21 protein-coding genes are annotated in these 21,022 nt (G+C 41.8%); 17 read left to right on the forward strand and 4 right to left on the reverse strand.

Going from position 1 to position 21,022, the window contains the following annotated elements; all coding sequences use genetic code 11:
• A partial coding sequence (locus HMPREF9707_RS09085) for a hypothetical protein (RefSeq protein WP_198003487.1) occupies window positions 1-344 on the forward strand: 344 nt, incomplete at its 5' end.
• Between the two features lie 128 nt (window positions 345-472).
• On the opposite strand, the gene HMPREF9707_RS05810 is transcribed toward HMPREF9707_RS09085, so the two are convergent.
• Window positions 473-1,798 (reverse strand): nucleotide sugar dehydrogenase, encoded by a 1,326-nt coding sequence (locus HMPREF9707_RS05810; RefSeq protein ID WP_006701768.1) that lies wholly within the window; start codon window positions 1,796-1,798, stop codon window positions 473-475.
• Window positions 1,799-1,860: 62 nt separating this feature from the next.
• Entirely contained in the window at window positions 1,861-2,760 is a 900-nt protein-coding gene (locus tag HMPREF9707_RS05815; RefSeq protein WP_006701769.1) for an AraC family transcriptional regulator, read from the reverse strand.
• A 175-nt stretch (window positions 2,761-2,935) separates the two neighbouring features.
• On the opposite strand from HMPREF9707_RS05815, the gene HMPREF9707_RS05820 reads away from it, so the two are divergent.
• The 7 genes from HMPREF9707_RS05820 to galE all read left to right on the forward strand — a co-directional run bounded on the left by HMPREF9707_RS05820 (window position 2,936) and on the right by galE (window position 11,380).
• The gene (locus tag HMPREF9707_RS05820; protein WP_006701770.1) at window positions 2,936-3,907 is read left to right on the forward strand and encodes an aldose epimerase family protein; all 972 of its coding nucleotides are present in this window, start codon (window positions 2,936-2,938) and stop codon (window positions 3,905-3,907) included.
• Window positions 3,908-3,923: 16 nt separating this feature from the next.
• Window positions 3,924-4,994 carry a galactose ABC transporter substrate-binding protein gene (locus HMPREF9707_RS05825; protein WP_006701771.1) on the forward strand — a complete coding sequence of 357 codons (1,071 nt, stop codon included), beginning with the start codon at window positions 3,924-3,926 and terminating at the stop codon, window positions 4,992-4,994.
• A 77-nt stretch (window positions 4,995-5,071) separates the two neighbouring features.
• The gene (locus tag HMPREF9707_RS05830) at window positions 5,072-6,589 is read left to right on the forward strand and encodes a sugar ABC transporter ATP-binding protein (RefSeq protein WP_006701772.1); all 1,518 of its coding nucleotides are present in this window, start codon (window positions 5,072-5,074) and stop codon (window positions 6,587-6,589) included.
• Between the two features lie 22 nt (window positions 6,590-6,611).
• A complete protein-coding gene (locus HMPREF9707_RS05835; protein WP_006701773.1) occupies window positions 6,612-7,646 on the forward strand; it encodes an ABC transporter permease subunit in 1,035 nt (344 codons plus the stop codon).
• 22 nt (window positions 7,647-7,668) lie between these two features.
• Entirely contained in the window at window positions 7,669-8,874 is a 1,206-nt protein-coding gene (locus tag HMPREF9707_RS05840) for a galactokinase (RefSeq protein ID WP_006701774.1), read from the forward strand.
• A 1-nt stretch (window position 8,875) separates the two neighbouring features.
• A complete protein-coding gene (locus HMPREF9707_RS05845; RefSeq protein WP_006701775.1) occupies window positions 8,876-10,372 on the forward strand; it encodes a UDP-glucose--hexose-1-phosphate uridylyltransferase in 1,497 nt (498 codons plus the stop codon).
• Window positions 10,373-10,384: 12 nt separating this feature from the next.
• Complete coding sequence (gene galE / locus HMPREF9707_RS05850) at window positions 10,385-11,380, forward strand: UDP-glucose 4-epimerase GalE (RefSeq protein WP_006701776.1); 996 nt, start codon at window positions 10,385-10,387, stop codon at window positions 11,378-11,380.
• Between the two features lie 73 nt (window positions 11,381-11,453).
• On the opposite strand, the gene HMPREF9707_RS05855 is transcribed toward galE, so the two are convergent.
• The gene (locus HMPREF9707_RS05855) at window positions 11,454-12,683 is read right to left on the reverse strand and encodes an aminopeptidase (RefSeq protein ID WP_006701777.1); all 1,230 of its coding nucleotides are present in this window, start codon (window positions 12,681-12,683) and stop codon (window positions 11,454-11,456) included.
• A 195-nt stretch (window positions 12,684-12,878) separates the two neighbouring features.
• Here HMPREF9707_RS05855 and HMPREF9707_RS05860 point away from each other — a divergent pair, with 195 nt between their 5' ends.
• The 8 genes from HMPREF9707_RS05860 (at window position 12,879) to HMPREF9707_RS05895 (ending at window position 18,924) form a co-directional block, all read left to right on the forward strand.
• A complete protein-coding gene (locus HMPREF9707_RS05860; RefSeq protein WP_006701778.1) occupies window positions 12,879-13,208 on the forward strand; it encodes a nucleotide pyrophosphohydrolase in 330 nt (109 codons plus the stop codon).
• Between the two features lie 75 nt (window positions 13,209-13,283).
• Complete coding sequence (locus HMPREF9707_RS05865; RefSeq protein WP_006701779.1) at window positions 13,284-13,868, forward strand: uracil-DNA glycosylase family protein; 585 nt, start codon at window positions 13,284-13,286, stop codon at window positions 13,866-13,868.
• A 148-nt stretch (window positions 13,869-14,016) separates the two neighbouring features.
• Complete coding sequence (gene pyrB, locus HMPREF9707_RS05870) at window positions 14,017-14,955, forward strand: aspartate carbamoyltransferase (protein WP_006701780.1); 939 nt, start codon at window positions 14,017-14,019, stop codon at window positions 14,953-14,955.
• Complete coding sequence (locus HMPREF9707_RS05875) at window positions 14,933-15,370, forward strand: aspartate carbamoyltransferase regulatory subunit (RefSeq protein WP_006701781.1); 438 nt, start codon at window positions 14,933-14,935, stop codon at window positions 15,368-15,370. The genes pyrB and HMPREF9707_RS05875 overlap by 23 nt, the downstream gene beginning before the upstream one ends.
• Window positions 15,367-16,557: a dihydroorotase gene (locus HMPREF9707_RS05880; RefSeq protein WP_006701782.1), complete on the forward strand. Its 1,191-nt coding sequence runs from the start codon at window positions 15,367-15,369 to the stop codon at window positions 16,555-16,557. Before HMPREF9707_RS05875 ends, HMPREF9707_RS05880 begins: the two co-directional genes overlap by 4 nt.
• Complete coding sequence (gene pyrF, locus HMPREF9707_RS05885; RefSeq protein WP_006701783.1) at window positions 16,547-17,386, forward strand: orotidine-5'-phosphate decarboxylase; 840 nt, start codon at window positions 16,547-16,549, stop codon at window positions 17,384-17,386. Before HMPREF9707_RS05880 ends, pyrF begins: the two co-directional genes overlap by 11 nt.
• A 14-nt stretch (window positions 17,387-17,400) precedes the next feature.
• Complete coding sequence (gene pyrE, locus HMPREF9707_RS05890; RefSeq protein ID WP_006701784.1) at window positions 17,401-17,985, forward strand: orotate phosphoribosyltransferase; 585 nt, start codon at window positions 17,401-17,403, stop codon at window positions 17,983-17,985.
• 6 nt (window positions 17,986-17,991) lie between these two features.
• Complete coding sequence (locus HMPREF9707_RS05895) at window positions 17,992-18,924, forward strand: dihydroorotate oxidase (RefSeq protein WP_006701785.1); 933 nt, start codon at window positions 17,992-17,994, stop codon at window positions 18,922-18,924.
• A gap of 94 nt (window positions 18,925-19,018) precedes the next feature.
• On the opposite strand, the gene HMPREF9707_RS05900 is transcribed toward HMPREF9707_RS05895, so the two are convergent.
• A complete protein-coding gene (locus HMPREF9707_RS05900; RefSeq protein ID WP_006701786.1) occupies window positions 19,019-19,729 on the reverse strand; it encodes a metal-binding protein ZinT in 711 nt (236 codons plus the stop codon).
• Between the two features lie 314 nt (window positions 19,730-20,043).
• Here HMPREF9707_RS05900 and HMPREF9707_RS05905 point away from each other — a divergent pair, with 314 nt between their 5' ends.
• Window positions 20,044-21,003 carry an asparaginase gene (locus HMPREF9707_RS05905; protein ID WP_006701787.1) on the forward strand — a complete coding sequence of 320 codons (960 nt, stop codon included), beginning with the start codon at window positions 20,044-20,046 and terminating at the stop codon, window positions 21,001-21,003.
• Window positions 21,004-21,022: the final 19 nt, after the last annotated feature.

Here is a 21,022-nt window from a genome sequence, read left to right on the forward strand (position 1 = left end):
GGGTGGCTGAGCTGGAGTTGTTGTGTGTGGAACTCCATCTGTGGGTGGTTGAGCTGGAGTTGTCTGAGCCGGAACTCCATCTGGGGGTGGCTGAGCTGGAGTTGTTGTGTGTGGAACTCCATCTGTGGGTGGTTGAGCTGGAGTTAGCTGAGCCGGAACTCCGTCTGGGGGAGGCTGAGTTGGAGTTGTTGTGTGTGGAACTCCATCTGGGGGTGGCTGAGCTGGAGTTAGAGACTCGTTTTTGTTCACCTCGCGTGCCTGAGCCGAACAATCTCCTCATCTTTGTTCACCTCGCTTGCCTGAGCCGAACAATCTCGCCATCTTTGTTCATCTCTCCGCCTTGAGCTGAACAATCCTGCCACCTCTGGCCATCCCACTCCCTCAATCCAGACCTCCACTCTCCCTTTTTCCTCACAAAAAGCCTGCAACAGAAAAATTCTGGTGCAGGCTTCTTTTAACCTCAAAATAAAAATTATAGTCTCCAGTAGCAGTATCCAGCTTCAAGATAGTCATCTTTATTCCATAAGCTCTTCACATCAATAATCACGCGCTCTGACGGTTCGAGTGAAGCGGCGAAAAGTTGTGACACCTGGTCGAGCGTAAGAGTTTTGAACTCGTTATGTGCGACGGCAACGACAACCGCGTCCAAGTCTTTCAAGTCTTCAAATGCTGTAAGCTCAAGTCCGTAGGTTGCTTCCGCTTCAGATGCTTCAGCCCATGGGTCACTAATGACTGGATGGATGCCAAATTCCTCGAGTCTTTCGACGATATCAACTACTTTAGAGTTGCGTACGTCTGGGGTGTGCTCTTTAAAGGTCAACCCAAGAATCGCAACTTTCGCCTGAATTGGGGTTTTGCCCGTTTTAATGAGCTGCTTAATCAGCTTTTCAGCAATAAAGTAGCCCATATCGTCATTGATTTGACGCCCGTTAGCGATAATTTGGCTGTTGTAACCTAAGTTTTCAGCTTCATAGACAAAGTAATACGGATCGACTCCAATACAGTGGCCACCCACTAATCCTGGGGTGAAGCCGAGGGCGTTCCATTTCGTATTCATTGCTTCGATGACATCGTGTGAGTCGATGCCCATTCGGTCAAAGGCCAGTGCTAACTCATTCATAAAAGCGATATTGATATCGCGTTGTGAATTTTCGACCACTTTGGCCGCTTCGGCGACTTTCATGCTCGGAGCGCGATGGACGCCAGCTTTAACGACCATTTCATAGACTTTTGCAATATCATCCAAGTATTCAGGAACACTTGAAGAAACAATCTTAATAATTGTCTCAAACGTGTGGACCTTGTCGCCAGGATTGATTCGTTCTGGGGAATAACCCACGACGAAATCTTTGCCGTGCGTTAACCCTGAAACTTCCTCAAGTAATGGGATACAAATATCTTCCGTGACGCCAGGGTAGACGGTCGATTCATAGACAACAATCGAACCCGGTGTTAAATGCTCGCCAACAGTTCGGGTGGCACTCGTTACGGGATGTAAGTTTGGTGTTTTATCTTGATTGATAGGAGTCGGAACGGCAACGATATGGAATTTTGCACGCTTCAATTCCGAGGGATCACTGGTAAATTCTAACGTTGTTTCTTGAATCGCTTGATTGCCGACCTCATTCGTAGGGTCAATTCCTTGATGATATAAGTTAACTTTATCTGGGTTATTATCATACCCAATGACTTTAATTTGTTTAGCAAAGCCAATCGCAATCGGCATCCCAACATAGCCGAGACCGATAACAGATAAGGCAGTTTCGCCATTCACTAATTGTGGATAGACAGGTTTCATAGGTAGAACCTCCGTATTTATTTTAGTTGAATCTATTCTTGAATATTGTATCATATTTCGCTTTATTTAGTATGGCTTTGTTTCTCTAAGAATTTCGGCCGAATAAAGAGCGCACGATCGATTTCTTGTTCACTTAATTGTCGGAATTCACTCGGATTAACTAAATAATATTTTTTGAACATTTTCGAAAAAACAAACGGATCTTTATAACCAATACGGTTGGCGATTTCTTTAATACTCATTTTAGAACCGCGTAATAATTGAGCGGCTTGATTCATTCGCAACTCTTGGATCATTTGTTTTGGCGACTGATCATAGTAAGACTTACAAAGACGGAATAAATAGTTTCGACTCAAATCAAAAGCATCCGCAACCTCCAGCACCGTTAAATTATTCAAACAATGTTCCGAGATATAATCATACACTTTTTCTGCCAAATGAGGCTCACTTAACTGGTAACTATCGATGGGGTGCGTTGCAATTTGACACGCTTCATTAATTTGCGCCAGTAAAAAATACAACTTGCTAAAGACGACTAACTTGTCGCTCATATTTTGGGGTGTAAAATGAACAAATAATTCTACAAAATCTGTAAAATGATGCAAAAGACCGGGATGTTGGTTGAAGTTCAATGTATTATCTTGTATCAACGTTGTCTCACGAAAGTAATGAGCGATGCGCTCGCCACCAAGTCCGACCCAGCATAAAGACCATGGATCCTTTTCATCTGGCACATAATAGACATGCTTATTTTTTCGTAGAATAAACCCATCGCCCGCTTTCAAGTGATAACCCTTTCCATCAACTTGAAAGAACCCTTGACCGGAAAGGACCGCATGGATAACCCAATCATGCTTAACGTTATAATCATTAATTTGATTTGGGACAAAATTTTGAGCACCTACTTCTATCAAGGCGATATCTTGATTATCAATAAATAAATGCTTCCAAAAACTTTTCATAAAATCTCTCCTATAAAGCCAAAGACAGCGTAATTGTGACAAAAATTAGCCTACATTGAAAACATTATACCATCAGCGCAACAAAATGACATGAAATTTAGGCAAAATATCATGTTCAAACAAAAAGAAAAGGAATACAATATCGTTGTAAGGGTTTCCAGTAGAAAGGAGGGCTATGGAAGAATATCACCTCTCGAATGATCAGTTGCAAGTCCGATTTATACGTCAAGGAGCTTGTTTAACTTATCTAGGCAAAGATTATAATTATCTTTTACGATATCACAATTTGTCGGATTACCAGACAAATGATTTGTACTTAAGTACCATTGTCGGACGTAACGCAGGGCGCACCTCACCGTGCTATTATGTGGACCACCTCGGTAAACAGGTGGCATTGGATGCGAATGAAGGATCAGACGTTCACCTGCACGGAGGTCACCAAAGTATGAAGTTAGCATTATGGGATTTGGTTGAATTGACACCGACTGAAGCGAAGTTAAGCTTAACAGATCAAGCATCTGAGTGTTATGCACCGATGACTTTTACGTTAACGTATCGCTTGGAGGGAAATCGTCTGATTACAACCATCGAAGGCTACGCAGATGAACCTACCGTAGTTAACTTGACTAACCATGCTTTCTTCAACTTAAATGAATCGAAAGCAGATCCGATTACGAATCATTGGTTGAGGCTTGCCCCCGCACAATTACAATTATTCAATCAAAGCGGTGTGGCGACGGGAGAACTAGACGCAATGTTAACTTCACCGTACAAAGTATATAATTGTACGCAACCGACTCGAATTGAGTCAATGATGAAAGCAGAAAACCCGATGGCTGAACGAACAGGAGGCGGACTCGATTTCGCCTACTTATTCCAAGAGAATACAGACATGGAGCCTAAAGTCGAATTATTCTCGGCCGATCACCAACGGGGTATACGCATCTTCTCCAATCAAGAAAGTTGTGTTATCTACACAATGAATCAAACGAATGGAGAAATTATAAATGATGGAATTCAAGCAGAACCTTATGCTGGAATCACCTTTGAGATGCAACGGTTACCAAACTATTTGCATCATTTCGACACAGACGTTCCACGTCTTGAATCAGATTACTTATACCAAGTAACCTATGAAATAATTTAAAAAGGAGCATAATCGTATGAAAAAATTAACTAAATTAGTTGCAGCATTATTTATTTTAGCCGTTACAGTCGGCTTATATACGCCTCTTCCTGAAATTAAAGCCGAAGGCGAAACGTATGAAATCGGTGTTGCGATTTACCAATATAACGATAACTTTATGACATTATTCCGTAATGAACTTGCAGAGTACTTCAAAGAGTTAGGCGAAAAAGATGGTAATACTTATAACTTAGAGTTCCAAGATGGTAAAAATGACCAAGCAACTCAAACTGAACAATTAAATAACTTTATCGCTCAAGGTAAAGACTTATTAATTGCAAACTTAGTTGATCCAACTGGGGCTGACCAAATTATTTTAAATGCGCAAGCAGCAGATATTCCAGTTGTGTTAATTAACCGTGAGCCACAAGTTTCTACGATGGAATTATGGCCAGGTAAAACAACCTATGTTGGGGTGGATGCCCGTCAATCAGGTGTTTACCAAGGTGAAATGATTGCTGAACTTGAAAATCATGGTGACATTAACGGCGACGGTGTTGTGAAATACATTATGATTATGGGTGATGCTGGGAACGTGGACGCTGAGCAACGTACGCAATACTCAATCGAGCGTCTTGAAGAAACAATAAAGACTGAAATCTTAGGTGAAGCGCAACGTGGTAACTGGGACCAAGCGAAAGGTCAAGAAATTGCAGCCAACGCGTTATCACAATATGGTGAAGATCTAGAAGTTATTTTCTCGAATAACGATGGTATGGCTCTAGGTGCTGTTCAAGCGATTAACGGTGCTGGACGTGAAATTAACAAAGATATTTATATTGTTGGGGTCGATGCTTTACCAGAAGTTGTTGAATTATTAGGTCAAAACCAATTTACAGGAACGGTTCTTAACGACCACTATAACCAATCTCATACGGCAGCAGAAGTAGCAGTTCGCTTACTTCAAGGTGAAGAAGTTTCACCATACTTCTGGCATGATTATATCAAGGTGACGAAGCCAGAAGAGGCTGAGTTGAAACGCCTTGATTATCGAGAAGAAAGTGTTGAAGAATATCAAACTCGTCTAAAAGAAGTATACGGCGAATAAGATAAATCTTTAGGCTCCAAAGGCGTCTATACTCGTTGTAGACGCCTTATTTATATCATAAAGGATGTGAAAATATCGTGGAATTAGATCAAGATATTATCTTACAAATGAAAGATATCGATAAAGCATTCCCGGGCGTTCAAGCGCTGGATAAAGCCCAATTGACTTTGCGTAAGGGGACCGTCCATGCCTTGATGGGAGAGAATGGCGCTGGAAAATCAACATTGATGAAGTGTCTCTATGGTATCTACTATCGTGACGCCGGCGAGATTATTTTTGATGGGAAAGACGTAAACTTCAGCAACTCAAAAGAAGCCTTGGATCATGGGATTGCGATGATTCATCAAGAGTTACAACCGATACCGAAAATGACGATTGCCGAAAATATTTTCCTTGGTGATTATCCAAAGAATGGACTTTTCGTTGACCATGAAAAGATGAACGAAGGAGCCAGACATTATCTCAATGAAATCGGACTGAATGTTGATCCGAATACTCAGCTAGGTGATTTGACCATCTCACAACAACAATCGGTTGAGATTGCAAAGGCGATTTCACGTCATGCGAAAGTCATTATTATGGATGAACCGACCTCTTCTTTAACGGAAAATGAAGTCGAAAATCTTTTTCGGGTGATTGATAATTTACGTCAACAAGGTATTGGAATTATTTATATTTCTCACAAGATGGATGAGATTAAGCGTATCTCAGACGAAATTACGATTATGCGAGACGGTCAGTACGTCGGAACGTATAATGCCAAAGAAATTTCTGTTAAAGAAATTATAAGCCATATGGTGGGGCGTGAACTATCGAATGTTTATCCAGATTACCAACCGCATTATACTGAGGAAGCTGTTTTAGAAATTGAGAACTTCTCATCACCGAATCCTCAATCTTTCAAAGACTGTACGTTTAAATTACGTAAAGGTGAAGTGCTAGGAATTGCCGGTCTTGTTGGGGCGCAACGCTCCGAATTAATGGAAGCCATTTACGGTCTGCGTGAAATTGAACCCGAAGGTAAGATTCGCATGAACAGTCAAGAAGTAAAAATAAAAAATCCAAAAGATGCAAATAAAAATGGGATTGCTTTTGTTACAGAAGACCGACGTCATTCAGGGATTTTTGGGGTTCTATCGATTACGGATAATACGGCCCTTCCTTCATTACGAGATTACTTATCGAAATTCAGACTCATTAAGGAGAAATCTGTCAACGATATGGTAGATGAAGGAATTCGCTCATTAAATGTAAAAACACCAACACGCCAAACCTTAATCCAAAACTTATCAGGTGGGAATCAACAAAAAGTTATTTTAGCACGCTGGTTAGCAACTGACCCAGATATCTTTATCTTAGATGAACCGACCCGAGGGATTGACGTTGGAGCGAAATATGAAATTTACGAAATCATTAATGAACTTTCTCGCCGAGGTAAATCTGTCATTTTAATTTCTTCTGAAATGGGCGAGATTATTGGCATGTCCGATCGAGTGATGGTCATGTGTGAAGGCCGTATCTCTGGATTTTTAGATCGAGAAGAAGCGACCCAAGAGAATATTATGGAGCTGGCAACAGCCTTTATGCCGGATTAATACAGAATGCGAGGAGAAACAAATGAATCAAATAAAAAATAAAAAAGGTGAAATCATCGCCATCAAACCAAAATTTAACTGGAAAGAATGGTTGATTGAAAATGCGCTCGTCGTCGTAATTATCTTAATGTGTATTTATACTGCGGTCGTAGCAAATAACTTTGTCAGTTTCAATAACTTAAAAAATATTTTAGCGAACGTTTCGGTACGTTTCATCATTGCATTAGGGGTATCCGGCTGTTTGATTATTCGAGGAACTGACCTATCTGCCGGACGAATCGTTGGGATTACCGCTGTAACGACCGCAATCTTATTACAACGTCCAGATGCACCAGGAGTTTTATATCCAAGTGTGGCTGGGTCACCAATTTTAGTGACGTTACTAGTGGCCATGGGTGTTGGTTTAATGTTCGGGCTCTTTAACGGGCTAGTCATTGCGAAATTACACGTGCCTCCATTTATTGCGACATTAGGGACGCAAATTGCGATTTATGGTTTGAATATGATGCTTTCTAAGAACCAGCCAATCGGGTCTTTAAATACAACCTTTAGTAAATTTGGGGCACAAGGGATTAAATTAGGTGCCGTTTATATTCCATACATTGCCTTTATCGCGTTAGCAGTGGGTGTGTTTATGTATATGTTATACCGCTTTACACTCTATGGTAAACATATGTATGCCATTGGTGGGAATGAAATCGCCGCGGAAGTATCCGGTGTCAATACCACTAAATCTAAAATTGTTATCTTCACCTTAGCGGGAGCATTATATGGTTTAGCAGGGTTCTTATTAACCGCTAAAACAGGTTCGGCAGCCGTATCTGCTGGGACAGGTTACGAATTAGAAGCCATTGCTGCAGCAACCATCGGTGGGGTATCGACTGCGGGTGGGGTTGGTAAAGTAACCGGAATTTTAGTGGGGGTTTTAGTCTTCGAACTCTTAAAGACCTGTCTACAATTCTTAGGTATTACACCAGAGATGACCAATGTCTTCCAAGGGCTTGTTATTGTTATCGCCGTAGCGCTCGATATCCGTAAAACAATGCGTCGCCGTTAATCATTGAAAGAGGAGGCGCAAAATGAAAGATGAACAACAAGTATTAAATCAACTACAAGAAACATTTGAAACGCAGTTCCAATCGTCAGGCGAAGCATTTTATTTCTCACCGGGCCGAGTCAATTTAATTGGTGAACATATCGATTATAATGGGGGTTATGTTTTTCCTTGTGCCATTACAATGGGGACGTATGGGTTAGTTAAGTTAAGAGAAGATCGAACCATCCGTTGTTATTCGATGAATCTATCGGACGCGGGTGTCATTGAATTTAGTTTGGATGATTTATCGTACCAAGCGTCCCATAATTGGGTAAATTACGTCAAAGGCGTCATCACTTATTTCAACGAAATAACAGATCAATCGGTAGACCGAGGTTTTGACTTAGTAGTTTGGGGCAATATCCCCAATGGTGCCGGGTTATCTTCTTCGGCTTCTTTAGAGCTCTTAATCGGGGTCATGCTTAATGATTTATTCAATCAAACCGTTGACAGATTAGACCTGGTGCGAATCGGGCAACGTGTAGAAAATGATTACTTAGGGCTACAGACTGGAATTATGGATCAATTTGCGATTGGTATGGGTGAGGCAGAAGCGGCGCTTTACTTAAATGTCAATACGCTCGATTATGGACGGGTTCCCGCTGAGTTTGGTGATTATATTATTTTGATTATGAATACGAATAAACGACGCGAATTAACCAGTTCAAAATATAATCAACGTCGTCAAGAATGTGAACAAGCGTTGCAAGAATTGCAACAAGCAGTTCCCATTGAGAATCTCTGTGACTTATCTTGGGATGAGTGGAGCAATTACTCGAGCCTGATTAAAGATCCAGTTATACGAAGTCGTGCACGCCACGCTATCAGTGAAAATGAACGAACTCAACAAGCGAAAATGGCTTTAACTCAACGTGATTTAGCTACGTTCGGTCAACTGTTGAATCATTCCCATCAAAGCTTGCGAGATGACTATGATGTAACGGGACCTGAGCTGGATGCGATGGTAGAAGCAGCTTGGGCGCAGCCGGCTGTCTTAGGTGCTCGAATGACAGGGGCTGGAATGGGCGGCTGTGCCATCGCGCTAGTCGACCACCACTACTTAGCTGAGACCATTGAAAAGATTGAATCAGCCTATTATCAAGCAACGGGGCTACATGGCGATTATTACACAGCTCAAGTTGGTGATGGGACGAAAAAAGTATGCCAAAATAACGAAAGGGGGAGTTAAGATGACAGTGATGCTTGAACAAGTCAATCAAGCGATTCATGACTTCCCACTCGTAGCATCAGCAAAAGGTTATGTCGATCCACGAGATCATTACTATCTTCGTAACCAATTGCTGCGCTTATTAGACTTGGATGAATATACCGGAGACGAGCTTCAATCAACCCATACGGATTTGTTAGAGATTATGGATATCTTTGTCGCCTATGCTATCCAAACCGGCTTGATTGAAAATCAACAAGCGGCCCGTGAAATCTTTGAAGCGGCGGTGATGGATTTAATAACACCGTTACCGAGTGTGGTAAACCAACGTTTTTGGGAACTCTACCAATTGGACCCACCACGTGCAACGGATTATTTCTATCAATTATCTAAAGCGAATAACTATATTCAAACGCGAAATATTGCCCGGAATATTGCGTTCAAAGGTTCAACACCTTACGGTGAGATGGATATTACGATTAATTTATCCAAACCAGAAAAAGACCCTGTTGAAATTGCACGGGCACGAGAGCTCCCTCAGGTCAATTATCCGAAATGCCCACTCTGCATGGAAAATGAAGGGTATCGAGGCCACTACAATCATGCGGCACGACAAAATCACCGCATTATCCGATTGACATTGGGAGAGGAAACGTATGGCTTCCAATATTCACCGTATCTCTATTACGATGAGCATTCGATTGTTTTAAATGAACAACATTTTCCGATGCGCATTAACCGTGAAAGTTTAGATCATTTATTAGAGTTTGTAACGCAGTTCCCACATTATTTTATCGGATCAAATGCGGACCTCCCTGGTGTAGGTGGATCGATTTTAACACACGATCATTATCAAGCAGGGCGTTATGAATTTCCAATGGAACGAGCGCAAGTACGCAAAGTATATCCGATAACCCAACACCCAGATGTCACGTTAGCGACGATTCACTGGCCGATGTCTGTGTTGCGTCTTCGAAGCGCGAATCGACCATCGCTTCTAGAAGTGGCGGATCAGATTACGACTGCTTGGCGAGAATATGAAGATCTTAATTGTGAGATTAAAGCTTATACCGACCAACCGCATAATACGGTGACGCCGATTGTTCGCCGGATCGGACAAGATTATGAAATGGATCTCGTCTTACGCAATAATCGATCAACGGATGAATTTCCGTTAGGTATTTTCCATCCGCATCCAGATGTTCAACATATTAAGCGGGAAAATATTGGGTTAATTGAAGTGATGGGATTGGCAATTCTGCCGCCACGCTTAAAACAGGAAACCGAGCAAGTCGCTCAATATTTACAAGGGTTGATTCCGATTGAAGCTGTGGCCCAAAATCATCAGGAATGGGCGTTATCGTTACCGAAAGTTGAAGGTGGCGAAAGAGCACAACAAGTTGTCCGCCAAGGTATTGCAGATAAATTTACTCGAGTATTAGAAGATGCAGGTGTCTTTAAGCAAGATGAAGCAGGACAGAAAGGGCTCGAGCGATTTATCGCATCGTTACAATTATAAGGAGGATCAATGATGCAAGAAGTATTAGTAATTGGGGGAGCAGGCTATATTGGAAGTCATGCTGTTGCAACCTTAGTTGATGAAGGTTACCAAGTCGTTGTCGTTGATAATTTATCGACGGGACACCGCCAAGCTGTGCATCCAAGCGCAACATTTTATGAATGCGATTTGCGAGACAAAACAGCTCTAACCGAAATATTTAAAGCACATCACTTTGATGGGGTGTTTCACTTTGCAGCGTATTCACTGGTAGGCGAATCGGTCTATAAGCCACTCGAGTACTTCAATAATAATGTATACGGCATGCAGATTTTGCTCGAAGTAATGGTTGAAACTGGCGTTGATAAGTTAATCTTCTCGAGCTCAGCGGCTGTATACGGGGAAGTGCCAATGGAATATATTACCGAAGAGACACAACCACGTCCAGCAAGTCCATATGGTGAGACCAAGTTAATAATGGAAGAGATGATCCATTGGTGTACTAAAGCTTATGATTTACGTTATGTATCACTTCGCTACTTCAACGTTGCAGGAGCACGTAGAGATGGTTCCATCGGTGAAGATCATCAACCAGAGACGCATTTAGTTCCAATTATTTTGCAAACAGCGCTCGGTCAACGAGAGAAGCTGGTAATTTTTGGGGATGACTATGCAACTCCGGATGGCACTTGTATTCGCGACTATGTTCATGTTGATGACTTAATTGATGCGCACGTTCAAGCTTTCCATTATTTAGAAAGTCATTCAGACAGTCAAATTTTCAACTTAGGAAGTAGCCGCGGCTACTCTGTGAAGGAAATGTGGCAAGCAGCTGAAGCTGTAACGGGCAAAGATATTCCAGCGGAAATTGGCGAACGCCGTGCGGGGGATCCGGCACGTTTAGTTGCAGAGAGCTCTAAAGCACGCCAAGTCTTGCGTTGGGAACCGAAGTACGACGAGGTACAACCAATTATTGAGACTGCATGGCAGTGGCATCAGCGCCATCCAAATGGCTATCAAGATAAGTAATGGATACAAAAAAGGATTGAGTTGTTGAGGGTCACCTCAACGACTCAATCTTCTTTTTTATGAATTTAATCGATTAAGCCCAGTTTCCATCGACAAAGATATCATAAACTTCGCCGCCTTTATAGGCTTTAATAGAAAGGTCTGGCGCACCCACCATGAAATCTTCATGGATTAAAGCGTCATTAAGACCGACACTTTCCAGCTCATCATCAGCAAGTTCAGTAGCCCCTTCAACGTTCGTTGGATAAGCTTTCCCCAGTGCAAAGTGACAAGAAGCATTTTCATCAAAGAGTGTATTGTAGAATAAGATGCCTGAATCAGAGATTGGAGAATGATGTGGTACTAAGGCAATTTCACCTAAGTAACGAGCATTCGGATCACTGTCTAACATTTGTTGGAGTGTCGCTTCGCCTTCGGCCGCTTTGAAATCAACGACAGCACCATCTTTAAAGGTAAATTCGAAGTCATTAATGACAACCCCGTTGTAAACAAGCGGTTTTGTTGCGACTAAACGACCATTAACACCTTTTTTATACGGAGCCGTAAAGACTTCCTCAGTTGGAATATTCGGAACGAATGCATCGCCTTTTTCGTTGTTAGAGCCCGCGCTCATCCAAATATGGTTTTTAGGTAATTCCACCACTAAATCAGTTCCGTTGCTTGATTGATAATGTACTTTATCGAATTGATGTTCGTTTAAGAAACGAGCTTTTTCATTTAGTATTGCTAAATGATTTTCCCAGTTAGATTTAGTTTCTTCCCAGCTATCAGCTACACGAGAAACGTCTAAGATAACTTCCCAAAGTTTATCGTAAGCTGCTTGCTCATCTAATGATGGGAACACTTTTTGTGCCCACTTGCGAGTTGGAACAGAAATGACGAGCCAGCTGACAATATCATTCATCGTATATTTGACGAATTCTTTCATCTTCAAGCTACGTTCACGGACTGCTTTTGAGATTTTTTCTTCATCCAAACCAGCGAACATATCTGGGTCTGCTGCAGAGATTGAGATACGGTTCGAACGTTTTTCCGCAATTTGGTAACGGGTTTTTTCTACTTGATAGTCTGGCACTTCACTCAGCGTCTCAATATCTTGATATTGATAGGTCATTCGAGAGATTGGATAATCGATCCAATCAATGGACACATTGCGAGCGCCCGCTTCATAAGCCGCTTCGGTCATCAAGCGAGCAAGTTCTGGACTTTCAACGGGTGAAGTAATAAGCACATCTTCACCAGGTTGCACATTAATCCCCACTTCAATGGCTAATTTTGCGAAATTTTTAATACGATTTTGCATGATATCCCTTCTTTCTTTTATCATTATACTATGAATTTGACTTGAAAAGAAAGAGAGAACCGTTACTCATGGAATTGTTTATTCAAGGAAGCTTATGATACACTTAAGTCAAACTTTTCAATGATAAAAAATCGGAGTGAGTGAGATTTGACGCGCAATAAATTCTACTAAAAGCCCAGAGAGGAGAGATTGAGATTGGACAATTTGATAGAGAAGATTAATCAGTTTCGTGATGCACGGGATTGGCGGCAATACCACAATGAAAAAGATTTAGCGATTTCAATTTCTTTAGAAGCGGCGGAATTATTAGAAGTATTCCAATGGTGTTCGAGTGAAGAAGCTGTCCAAAATAAATTATCCCAACTTGAAGAAGAGCTTGCGGATGTACTTATCTACGCCATGATGTTAGCTTCCAATCTTGAATTGGATATCAATCAGTTGGTGCTGAATAAGTTAGCGAAAAATGAACAGAAATATCCTGTCGCAAAGAGCAAAGGGCGTAAAGAAAAATATACCGAGTTATAAATCTCCAAGAAGTTAAATTGCGAATAGGTAAGGGTTTAATTATTCTGTCTTACGGGGGCTTTTGAGGTGATTAAAGTGAATGAAATCGAAAAAATTGCACAGCAAATCCAACAAGATCCTGCGAACCATCCTTATACATCGCAAGGCTGGCGTCCGATTTTTCAAGCGCCGCTGGAAGCGCGTATGGTTATTGTAGGTCAAGCACCAGGAGCTCGTGCTCAAGCTTCAGGTGTTTGCTTTGATGATTTAAGTGGGAATAGATTGAGAGAATGGCTTGGGGTATCTGAAGAACAATTTTATCAAAGTGGCCAAATTGCTGTATTGCCACTGGATTTTTATTTCCCAGGCAAAGGGAAGACGGGAGACTTAGCTCCTCGTAAGGGATTTGCAGAAAAGTGGCATCCCTTAATTTTAGAACAATTGAACGAGGTTGAACTTATTATTTTAGCGGGTGCACATGCTCAAGCGCATTATCTCGGCAAACGCCGCTATAAGACCTTAACTCAGACTGTTCAACATTACCAGGAATATTTACCAACCTTCTTTCCAATCCCTCATCCTTCACCGTTAAACGGACGTTGGCTAAAGAAAAATGCCTGGTTTGAAAAAGAAGTGGTACCGGATTTAAGAGAGCGCGTTTCACGACTAATCAATTGTTAAGTCACGAAGAAACGTTGTTACCGAGCGGATGATATGTAAAAACACGAACATTAAATAAATGAATTCGAATTATTTTAAAGAATGCTTTGACGGGACAGATATTTCCGTGTAATCTTTTGAGAGGAAAAACGGAAGGAGTCAGTGAAATATGGTACTACAGCATTTTACAACTTTAAGCGATATCTCGTCTTCACAATTGAATCAATTATTGCAATTAGCACATTCGATTACAGAGTGTCCTGATAATTTTTCTGATTTATGTCATGGAAAAATTTTAGGGACGCTTTTTTTTGAGCCTTCAACTCGGACACGCCTCAGTTTTGAATCGGCGATGCAACGCCTAGGCGGGACTTGCCTCGGTATTCAAAGTGGAGCAACCTCGTCAACAACCAAAGGCGAGACACTAGCGGATACCATCCAAACCGTCTCTTGTTACACGGACGTCATTGCGATGCGTCACTTCCATGAAGGTGCCGCAACGTTGGCTGCCGAAGTCGCGACGGTTCCGTTGATTAATGCTGGAGATGGCGGGCATTTACATCCCACTCAGACGTTAACCGATTTACTTACCATCTTAGAAACAAAGTCACGACTCGATCATTTAACGGTCGGTTTTTGTGGCGACTTAAAGTTTGGGCGAACCGTGCATTCATTGATTCAAGCACTCATCGAGTATGATGCGAATCATTTTGTATTAATCTCACCTACCGAGTTAAAAATTCCAGACTATATAAAAAATATTTTAGATCAACATCACATAACTTATACCGAGTCCGAGACATTAGAAGAGGTCATCGACCAACTCGATGTGCTGTATATGACCCGAGTACAAAAAGAGCGATTCTTTAACGAAGCGGACTATGAAAGACTGAAAGACACCAACATCTTAGATTTAAAAACATTGGAACACGCTAAGTCGGACTTAGCCATTTTACACCCATTGCCACGACTGAATGAGATTCATCCTGAAGTGGATCAAGACCCGCGTGCAGCTTATTTCAAACAAGTACAATACGGCGTTTATGTTCGGATGGCTTTATTATTAACTTTATTGGAGGTTGACCATGCTACAGATAACATCGATTAAAAATGGTGTCGTGATAGATCATATCCAACCTGGACAAGGGTATCGAATCTTTAAATTTTTGAACTTACATCATTCTGATTTTAAAGCGGCTTTAATTATGAATGTTGATTCGCAATTAATGGGTAAGAAAGATTTAATCAAAATTGAAAACCACCTCGACATCGATTTAGATATTTTAGGACTTTTTAGTGATCGTATTACCGTTAATTTGATTGAAAATGAGCAACTCATCTCGAAACAAGAAATTGTCTTACCACAACATGTGGAAGGAGTCCTAGCATGTCATAATCCACGATGCATCTCAAACCACGAGCGTTACATTACAACACGCTTTACTTTAGAGAATGAAAAAACACGTCTATATCGCTGCGATTATTGTGACCATTACTATGAAGGGAAGATGGTCAAATCATGATTGTAATTAAAGGTGGAACGCTGGTAGACGGCCAACGGACGGTCCAGGCCGATGTGCGAATCGATCAAGGGAAGATTCAAGCGATTGGCTTAAATTTAGAAGCCGACCAAGTAATCGATGCAACGGGTCAAGTAGTGATGCCAGCTTTTGTGGATCTGCATGCACACTTTAGAGATCCAGGGTTAACGTATAAAGAAGACTTAGCAACAGGGACTCAAGCGGCTCTTAAAGGCGGTTATGGCACGGTAGTTTTGATGGCGAATACGAAACCAACCGTTGATAATAATGAAGTCTATCAAGATATTGTAGAGCGAGCAAACGCCTTGGACTTGATTCAAATTTATCAAAATTATGCGATATCGAAAGGATTAAAAGGAGAAGAGTGGGTAGATTTAGATCATCTCCCAGCATCGGTGAAATTTCTTTCCGATGATGGCTTTGGCCTACAAAATAATAAAGTAACCTTTCAATTGTTTGAACGAATCAAACAATTAGGGAAAGGGTTAATGATTCACGAAGAAGACCGAGAGCTTTCAGAGATTGATTATCGCTATGCAGAGGACGTTCACACAATGCGAGATGTTTATTTTTCTGGAAAAACAGGGGCGCGCGTTCACTTCTGCCACGTGTCAACGATTGATGCTTGTAAAGCGGTTGAATATGGCAAAGCCCAAGGCTATCCGGTGACGATGGAAGTCACGCCGCATCATCTCTATCTCAGTGGACTGGATTATAAAGTTCACCCGCCAATTCGAGAAGAAGCAGACCGTCGTTACTTAGTGGAGGCCTTGATTCGTGGAGCTGTTGACTGTGTTGCAACGGATCATGCGCCGCACTCAGTGGAAGATAAATTAAACGGTTCACCGGGAATGATTGGGTTAGAGACAGCCTTTCAAGTTGTCTATAAAGTACTAGTTGAAGAATATGGCCAAGATTTACAACTTGTCTCCCGGGTGATGAGTCAACGTCCAGCTGAGATATTGGAAGTGAATAAAGGGAGAATCGAAGTTGGTTATGATGCTGACTTGGTGCTCGTTGATTTAGCACAATCAGAGACTATTCAACCCAATACAATCCGGTCAAAATCTAAAAATACCCCGATGATGGGGGAAACATTCAAAGGTGTCGTTACAACGACAGTAGTTAACGGAGAAGTGAAATATCGGAGGGATATTAATGAGTATTGATCGTCTGCAAGCGGCAATTCAAGCCAAATCTTTTGTCTGTGTGGGATTAGATCCAAGGTTAGAATGGTTGCCGACAGAAGGAACGGTAAGTGAGCGTCTATTTGATTTTAATCGTCAAATGATTGATGCGACCTATGATTTAGCTGCATGTTTTAAATTACAAATCGCCTTTTACGAAGCGCATGGTTTGGCGGGTTTAAAAGCCTACCATCAGACGATTCAATATGCTAAAGAACGTGACTGCCTCGTGATTGGGGATATTAAGCGAGGGGATATCGATTCGACCGCTCAAGCTTATGCGCAGGCACACTTTAGCGGTGATTTTGAAGTAGATTGGGTGACATTGAATCCTTACATGGGTTACGACACGTTAATGCCATACTTGCCATACTTGCAAGATCATCAAAAAGGGATTTTTGTTCTAGTCCGAACGAGCAATCCTGGAGCTAAAGATATTGAGTATCAATGGGTAGACGGGCAACCACTTTATTTAAAAGTGGCGGATGATTTAGCGAAATTAGCGCAAGATTACTTAGGAGAATCGGGTGCCAGTAATATTGGCTTCGTTCTTGGTGGGACACAAGTCGAAGATATTTCAGCATTACGCCAACGTTATCAACAGATTCCATTCTTAATTCCGGGGTATGGCGCACAAGGAGCAGATCCACGAGCAGTGCGAGATTATTTAGGTGATCAAGGGCACTCGATTGTCAACGCTTCGCGCAGCATTATTTATGCCTTTCGAGATTATCCGGACGGCGAGGAGCGCATGAGTTATTATGCTCGCCAAGCTCTGAAACACATGATCGCAACGATTGAACGAGCTTAGAGGAGGAATAAAATATGACGGAGATTAACGTACTGGAATTGTTAAAAATTGCCGGAGCACTTCAAACAGGGCATTTCTTATTATCATCTGGCAAGCACTCTGATACTTATGTGCAATGTGCAAGACTGTTCCAACAGCCTGACTTGGCAGCGCAAATTATGTCAGTTGTAGCATCACAGTTAGAGGATATTTCATTCGATCTATTATGTGGTCCTGCAATGGGCGGCGTAATTGCATCGTACGAATTAGCGCGCCAATTGAATATGGAAAGTGTTTTTGCCGAGCGCCAAGATGGAAAGATGACGTTTCGTCGGGGCTTTAAAATCAATCCAGGTCAACGTGTCTTAATTGTTGAAGACGTTGTTACAACGGGCAAATCATCGCTTGAATGTCGTGAATTGATTGAATCTCTTGACGGCAAAGTTGTCGGCATCGCCTGCGTTGTCAATCGCTCAGGACGTGATCAAATTGAAGTGCCAATTTTTGCGGCGACAACCTTATCCATTGCGACTTACGAAGCGGATGACGTACCGGACTGGCTTGCCGCTATCCCGATTGATCAACCAGGTTCTCGTTTTATTCAAACAAAGAAAGGGTAAAATAAGATGACATTAAAGACAAACATTGGAAATGATTCGTTCGATTCGTGTATGATGAATGCTTCTGGCGTTTGGTGTTCGACGGTGGATGAACTCGAAGCATTGGTCAAGTCGAAAGCAGCAACCTTTGTCACTAAGACAGCTACCCTGGCTCCTCGAGAGGGGAATCCATTACCACGTGTTCATCACTTTGGTCCCAACAGCATCAACTCAAGTGGCCTACCGAATGAAGGCATTGATTATTATTTAGCGGCTCTAGCGAATTTTGAAGCAACTCATCCAAATCGCGCGTTCTTTCTATCGGTAACCGAGCTAGCCGAAGATCAAATTGAAACCATCATGCAACGAGTGCATCAGAGCGATTATCACGGGTTGGTCGAGCTTAATTTATCTTGTCCCAACGTGATTGGTAAACCGCAAGTCGGATACGATTTTGAAACGACAGCTCGAATTTTAGACCGAACTTTTAGTTACTTCGACCAGCCACTCGGAGTAAAATTACCACCCTACTTTGACGTATCACATTTTGACCAAATGGCCGAGATTTTGAACCGATATCCGCTCACTTATGTCAATTCCATCAATTCCATTGGCAATGGTTTAGTCATTGAGCAAGATGCGGTAACCATTGCGCCGAAGCAAGGTTATGGCGGATTGGGTGGTGCGATGATTAAGCAGACCGCTTTAGCGAATGTTCGCGCCTTCTATACACGATTAAAATCCGATATCGCCATTATCGGGACAGGTGGTGTTACTAGCGGGCGAGATGTATTTGAGCATCTGTTATGTGGTGCTTCAATGGTCCAAGTCGGGACCGCATTATTGCAGGAAGGACCTGCGATTTTTGCACGTTTGGAAGAAGAGTTAAAAGCTATTATGGATGAGTATGGCTACACATCGATTGACGATTTCAAAGGCAAATTGAAAAATACCATCTAAAAAGAACTGCTTAAAAATTTCTTGCCGAATCAAAAACACCCTCGAATCCGATAAGGTTCGAGGGTGTGATTCTTTCCTAGGGAGGTGGAAAAAATTAATGAGCTAACATTTCGTGCACGATTTCTTCTTTCGTTAAGTTCGCTGGATAATAAGTTGGCCAGTTTTCCATTTCTTCTAAGATTTCTTCGTGACTTGAGTTGCCCATAAAGATATGGAAATGATGTGCTTTGGTTGGCGCAATTTCATGGTCACTAAATTGAATATATTTTGGCGCTTTTTCGTCGGATTGGTCTGTTGCTGTGAATAAATAGCGTACGCCTTTTTTACCTGATTCATAGGTTAAAATTTCGTGTCCAGCGCTTTCGTAGTAACCTACATAGCTTTCTTCACCTTCATGGAAAGTGATTGAATGATCTTCGCTATGAATATCGATTTTATCAATCGTTGTTTCATAGCCTTTTGTATAATATTCTTTATATTCTTCTGCTGTCATCTTGTCATCATGTTCTGCTTTGTGAGCCATCACTTCGTCAAGATCGCCAGCGGTTAGATAAGGGAAGATAGATTGCCATTCACCATCCCAGTCGGATAGTTCACGTTCCTTAACATCTTTGTCCTCAAAAATTCCATGTTGGTGATCTTTTTTCTCATGATCGTGGTCATGATCATGGTCGTGGTCGTGGTCGTGATCGTGATCGTGTGATTCATCTTGCGTATGGGCTGTAACCCATGGTTGATTAATGGCAATCGGAGCAGCAAGTAGGCTCACACTTAATAAAGCTAAAATTGAACGTTTGTTTTTCATATAACACCTCTTCTAAAAATAATGAATGATTCGATTATACGAGGGGAAGCACAGACTTTCAATGTAATGAAAGTTTTTTCATTTTTATCGTGCGACAGTTTGAAAAAGCAGTCGTAACAAGGTTTTCGGGATGTCACAATATCCAAAAAATAAATAGATGAAGGATGTTTCACGTATTTTAAGGCAAAAATATGACATTTTATAAAAATACAGCTCGACGTGTTCTATCGAAACATTTTGTGGTATAGTCTAGTTGATATCGATTACACCTGAAATTTTAAAATTGAGACTACCGATGAAAGAAGGGAAATCAAATGTGTAAAATTATGATTATTAATACCGGCGGCACGATTGCGATGAGCAACGATATGACGACCGGATCGGTCATGCCGACTAGTGAGAACCCACTCAATGTCTTACCTCATCAATTGGATGAATTCGCTGAGTTAGAAATCGTCGACTTTGATAATATCCCATCCCCACATATGACGCCGGCGCATATGTTAGAGTTAGCGCAATATATTGAGAAGCACCATCAAGAAGTGGATGGTATTGTCGTCACTCACGGAACGGATACGTTAGAGGAGACGGCCTATTTTTGTCATCTGACATTAGATATTTCAGAACCGATTGTGTTTACCGGAGCGATGCGTTCCAGCAACGAAATCGGAGCGGATGGTCTGGCAAACTTGCGTAGCTCTATTATTGTGGCAGCGAGTCCGGAGTCGCGCAACAAAGGTGTCACGGTTGTAATGAACGATGAAGTGCACTCGGCGATGTATGTGACCAAGACCCACACTACCAACTTGGCAACGTTCCAGACACCGACTTTCGGTCCGTTAGGAATTATTTGCAAAAATGAAGTGTTTTATTTCCAAAAATTAATTCATCAAGACTATTACCCCATCGAGCATGTGAGAGCCGATGTTCCGCTCATCAAGCTATACGCTGGAATGGAAGGTCGTTTGTTTGAATTTTTAGCGACCCAGCCAATTTCAGGATTGGTCATTGAAGGGCTTGGAGCTGGGAACGTTCCGCCTGCCATCTTACCCGGCTTGCACCAAATTCTAGCGCAAGATATCCCAGTTGTGATGGTATCTAGATCCTTTAACGGTATTCCAGCCGATGTCTATGATTATGAAGGCGGCGGTAAACAACTTGCCGAGCAAGGAGTAATCTTTGCCAAAGGGCTGAGTGGTATCAAAGCGCGCTTAAAATTACAAGTGATTCTAAGTAGCGATACACCGTATCAAATCGCCCAAGAATTTATTTAATGAAATCAAATCAGTAGGA

This window comes from Falseniella ignava CCUG 37419 (genome assembly GCF_000301055.1).
Taxonomy (GTDB): Bacteria; Bacillota; Bacilli; order Lactobacillales; family Aerococcaceae; genus Falseniella; species Falseniella ignava.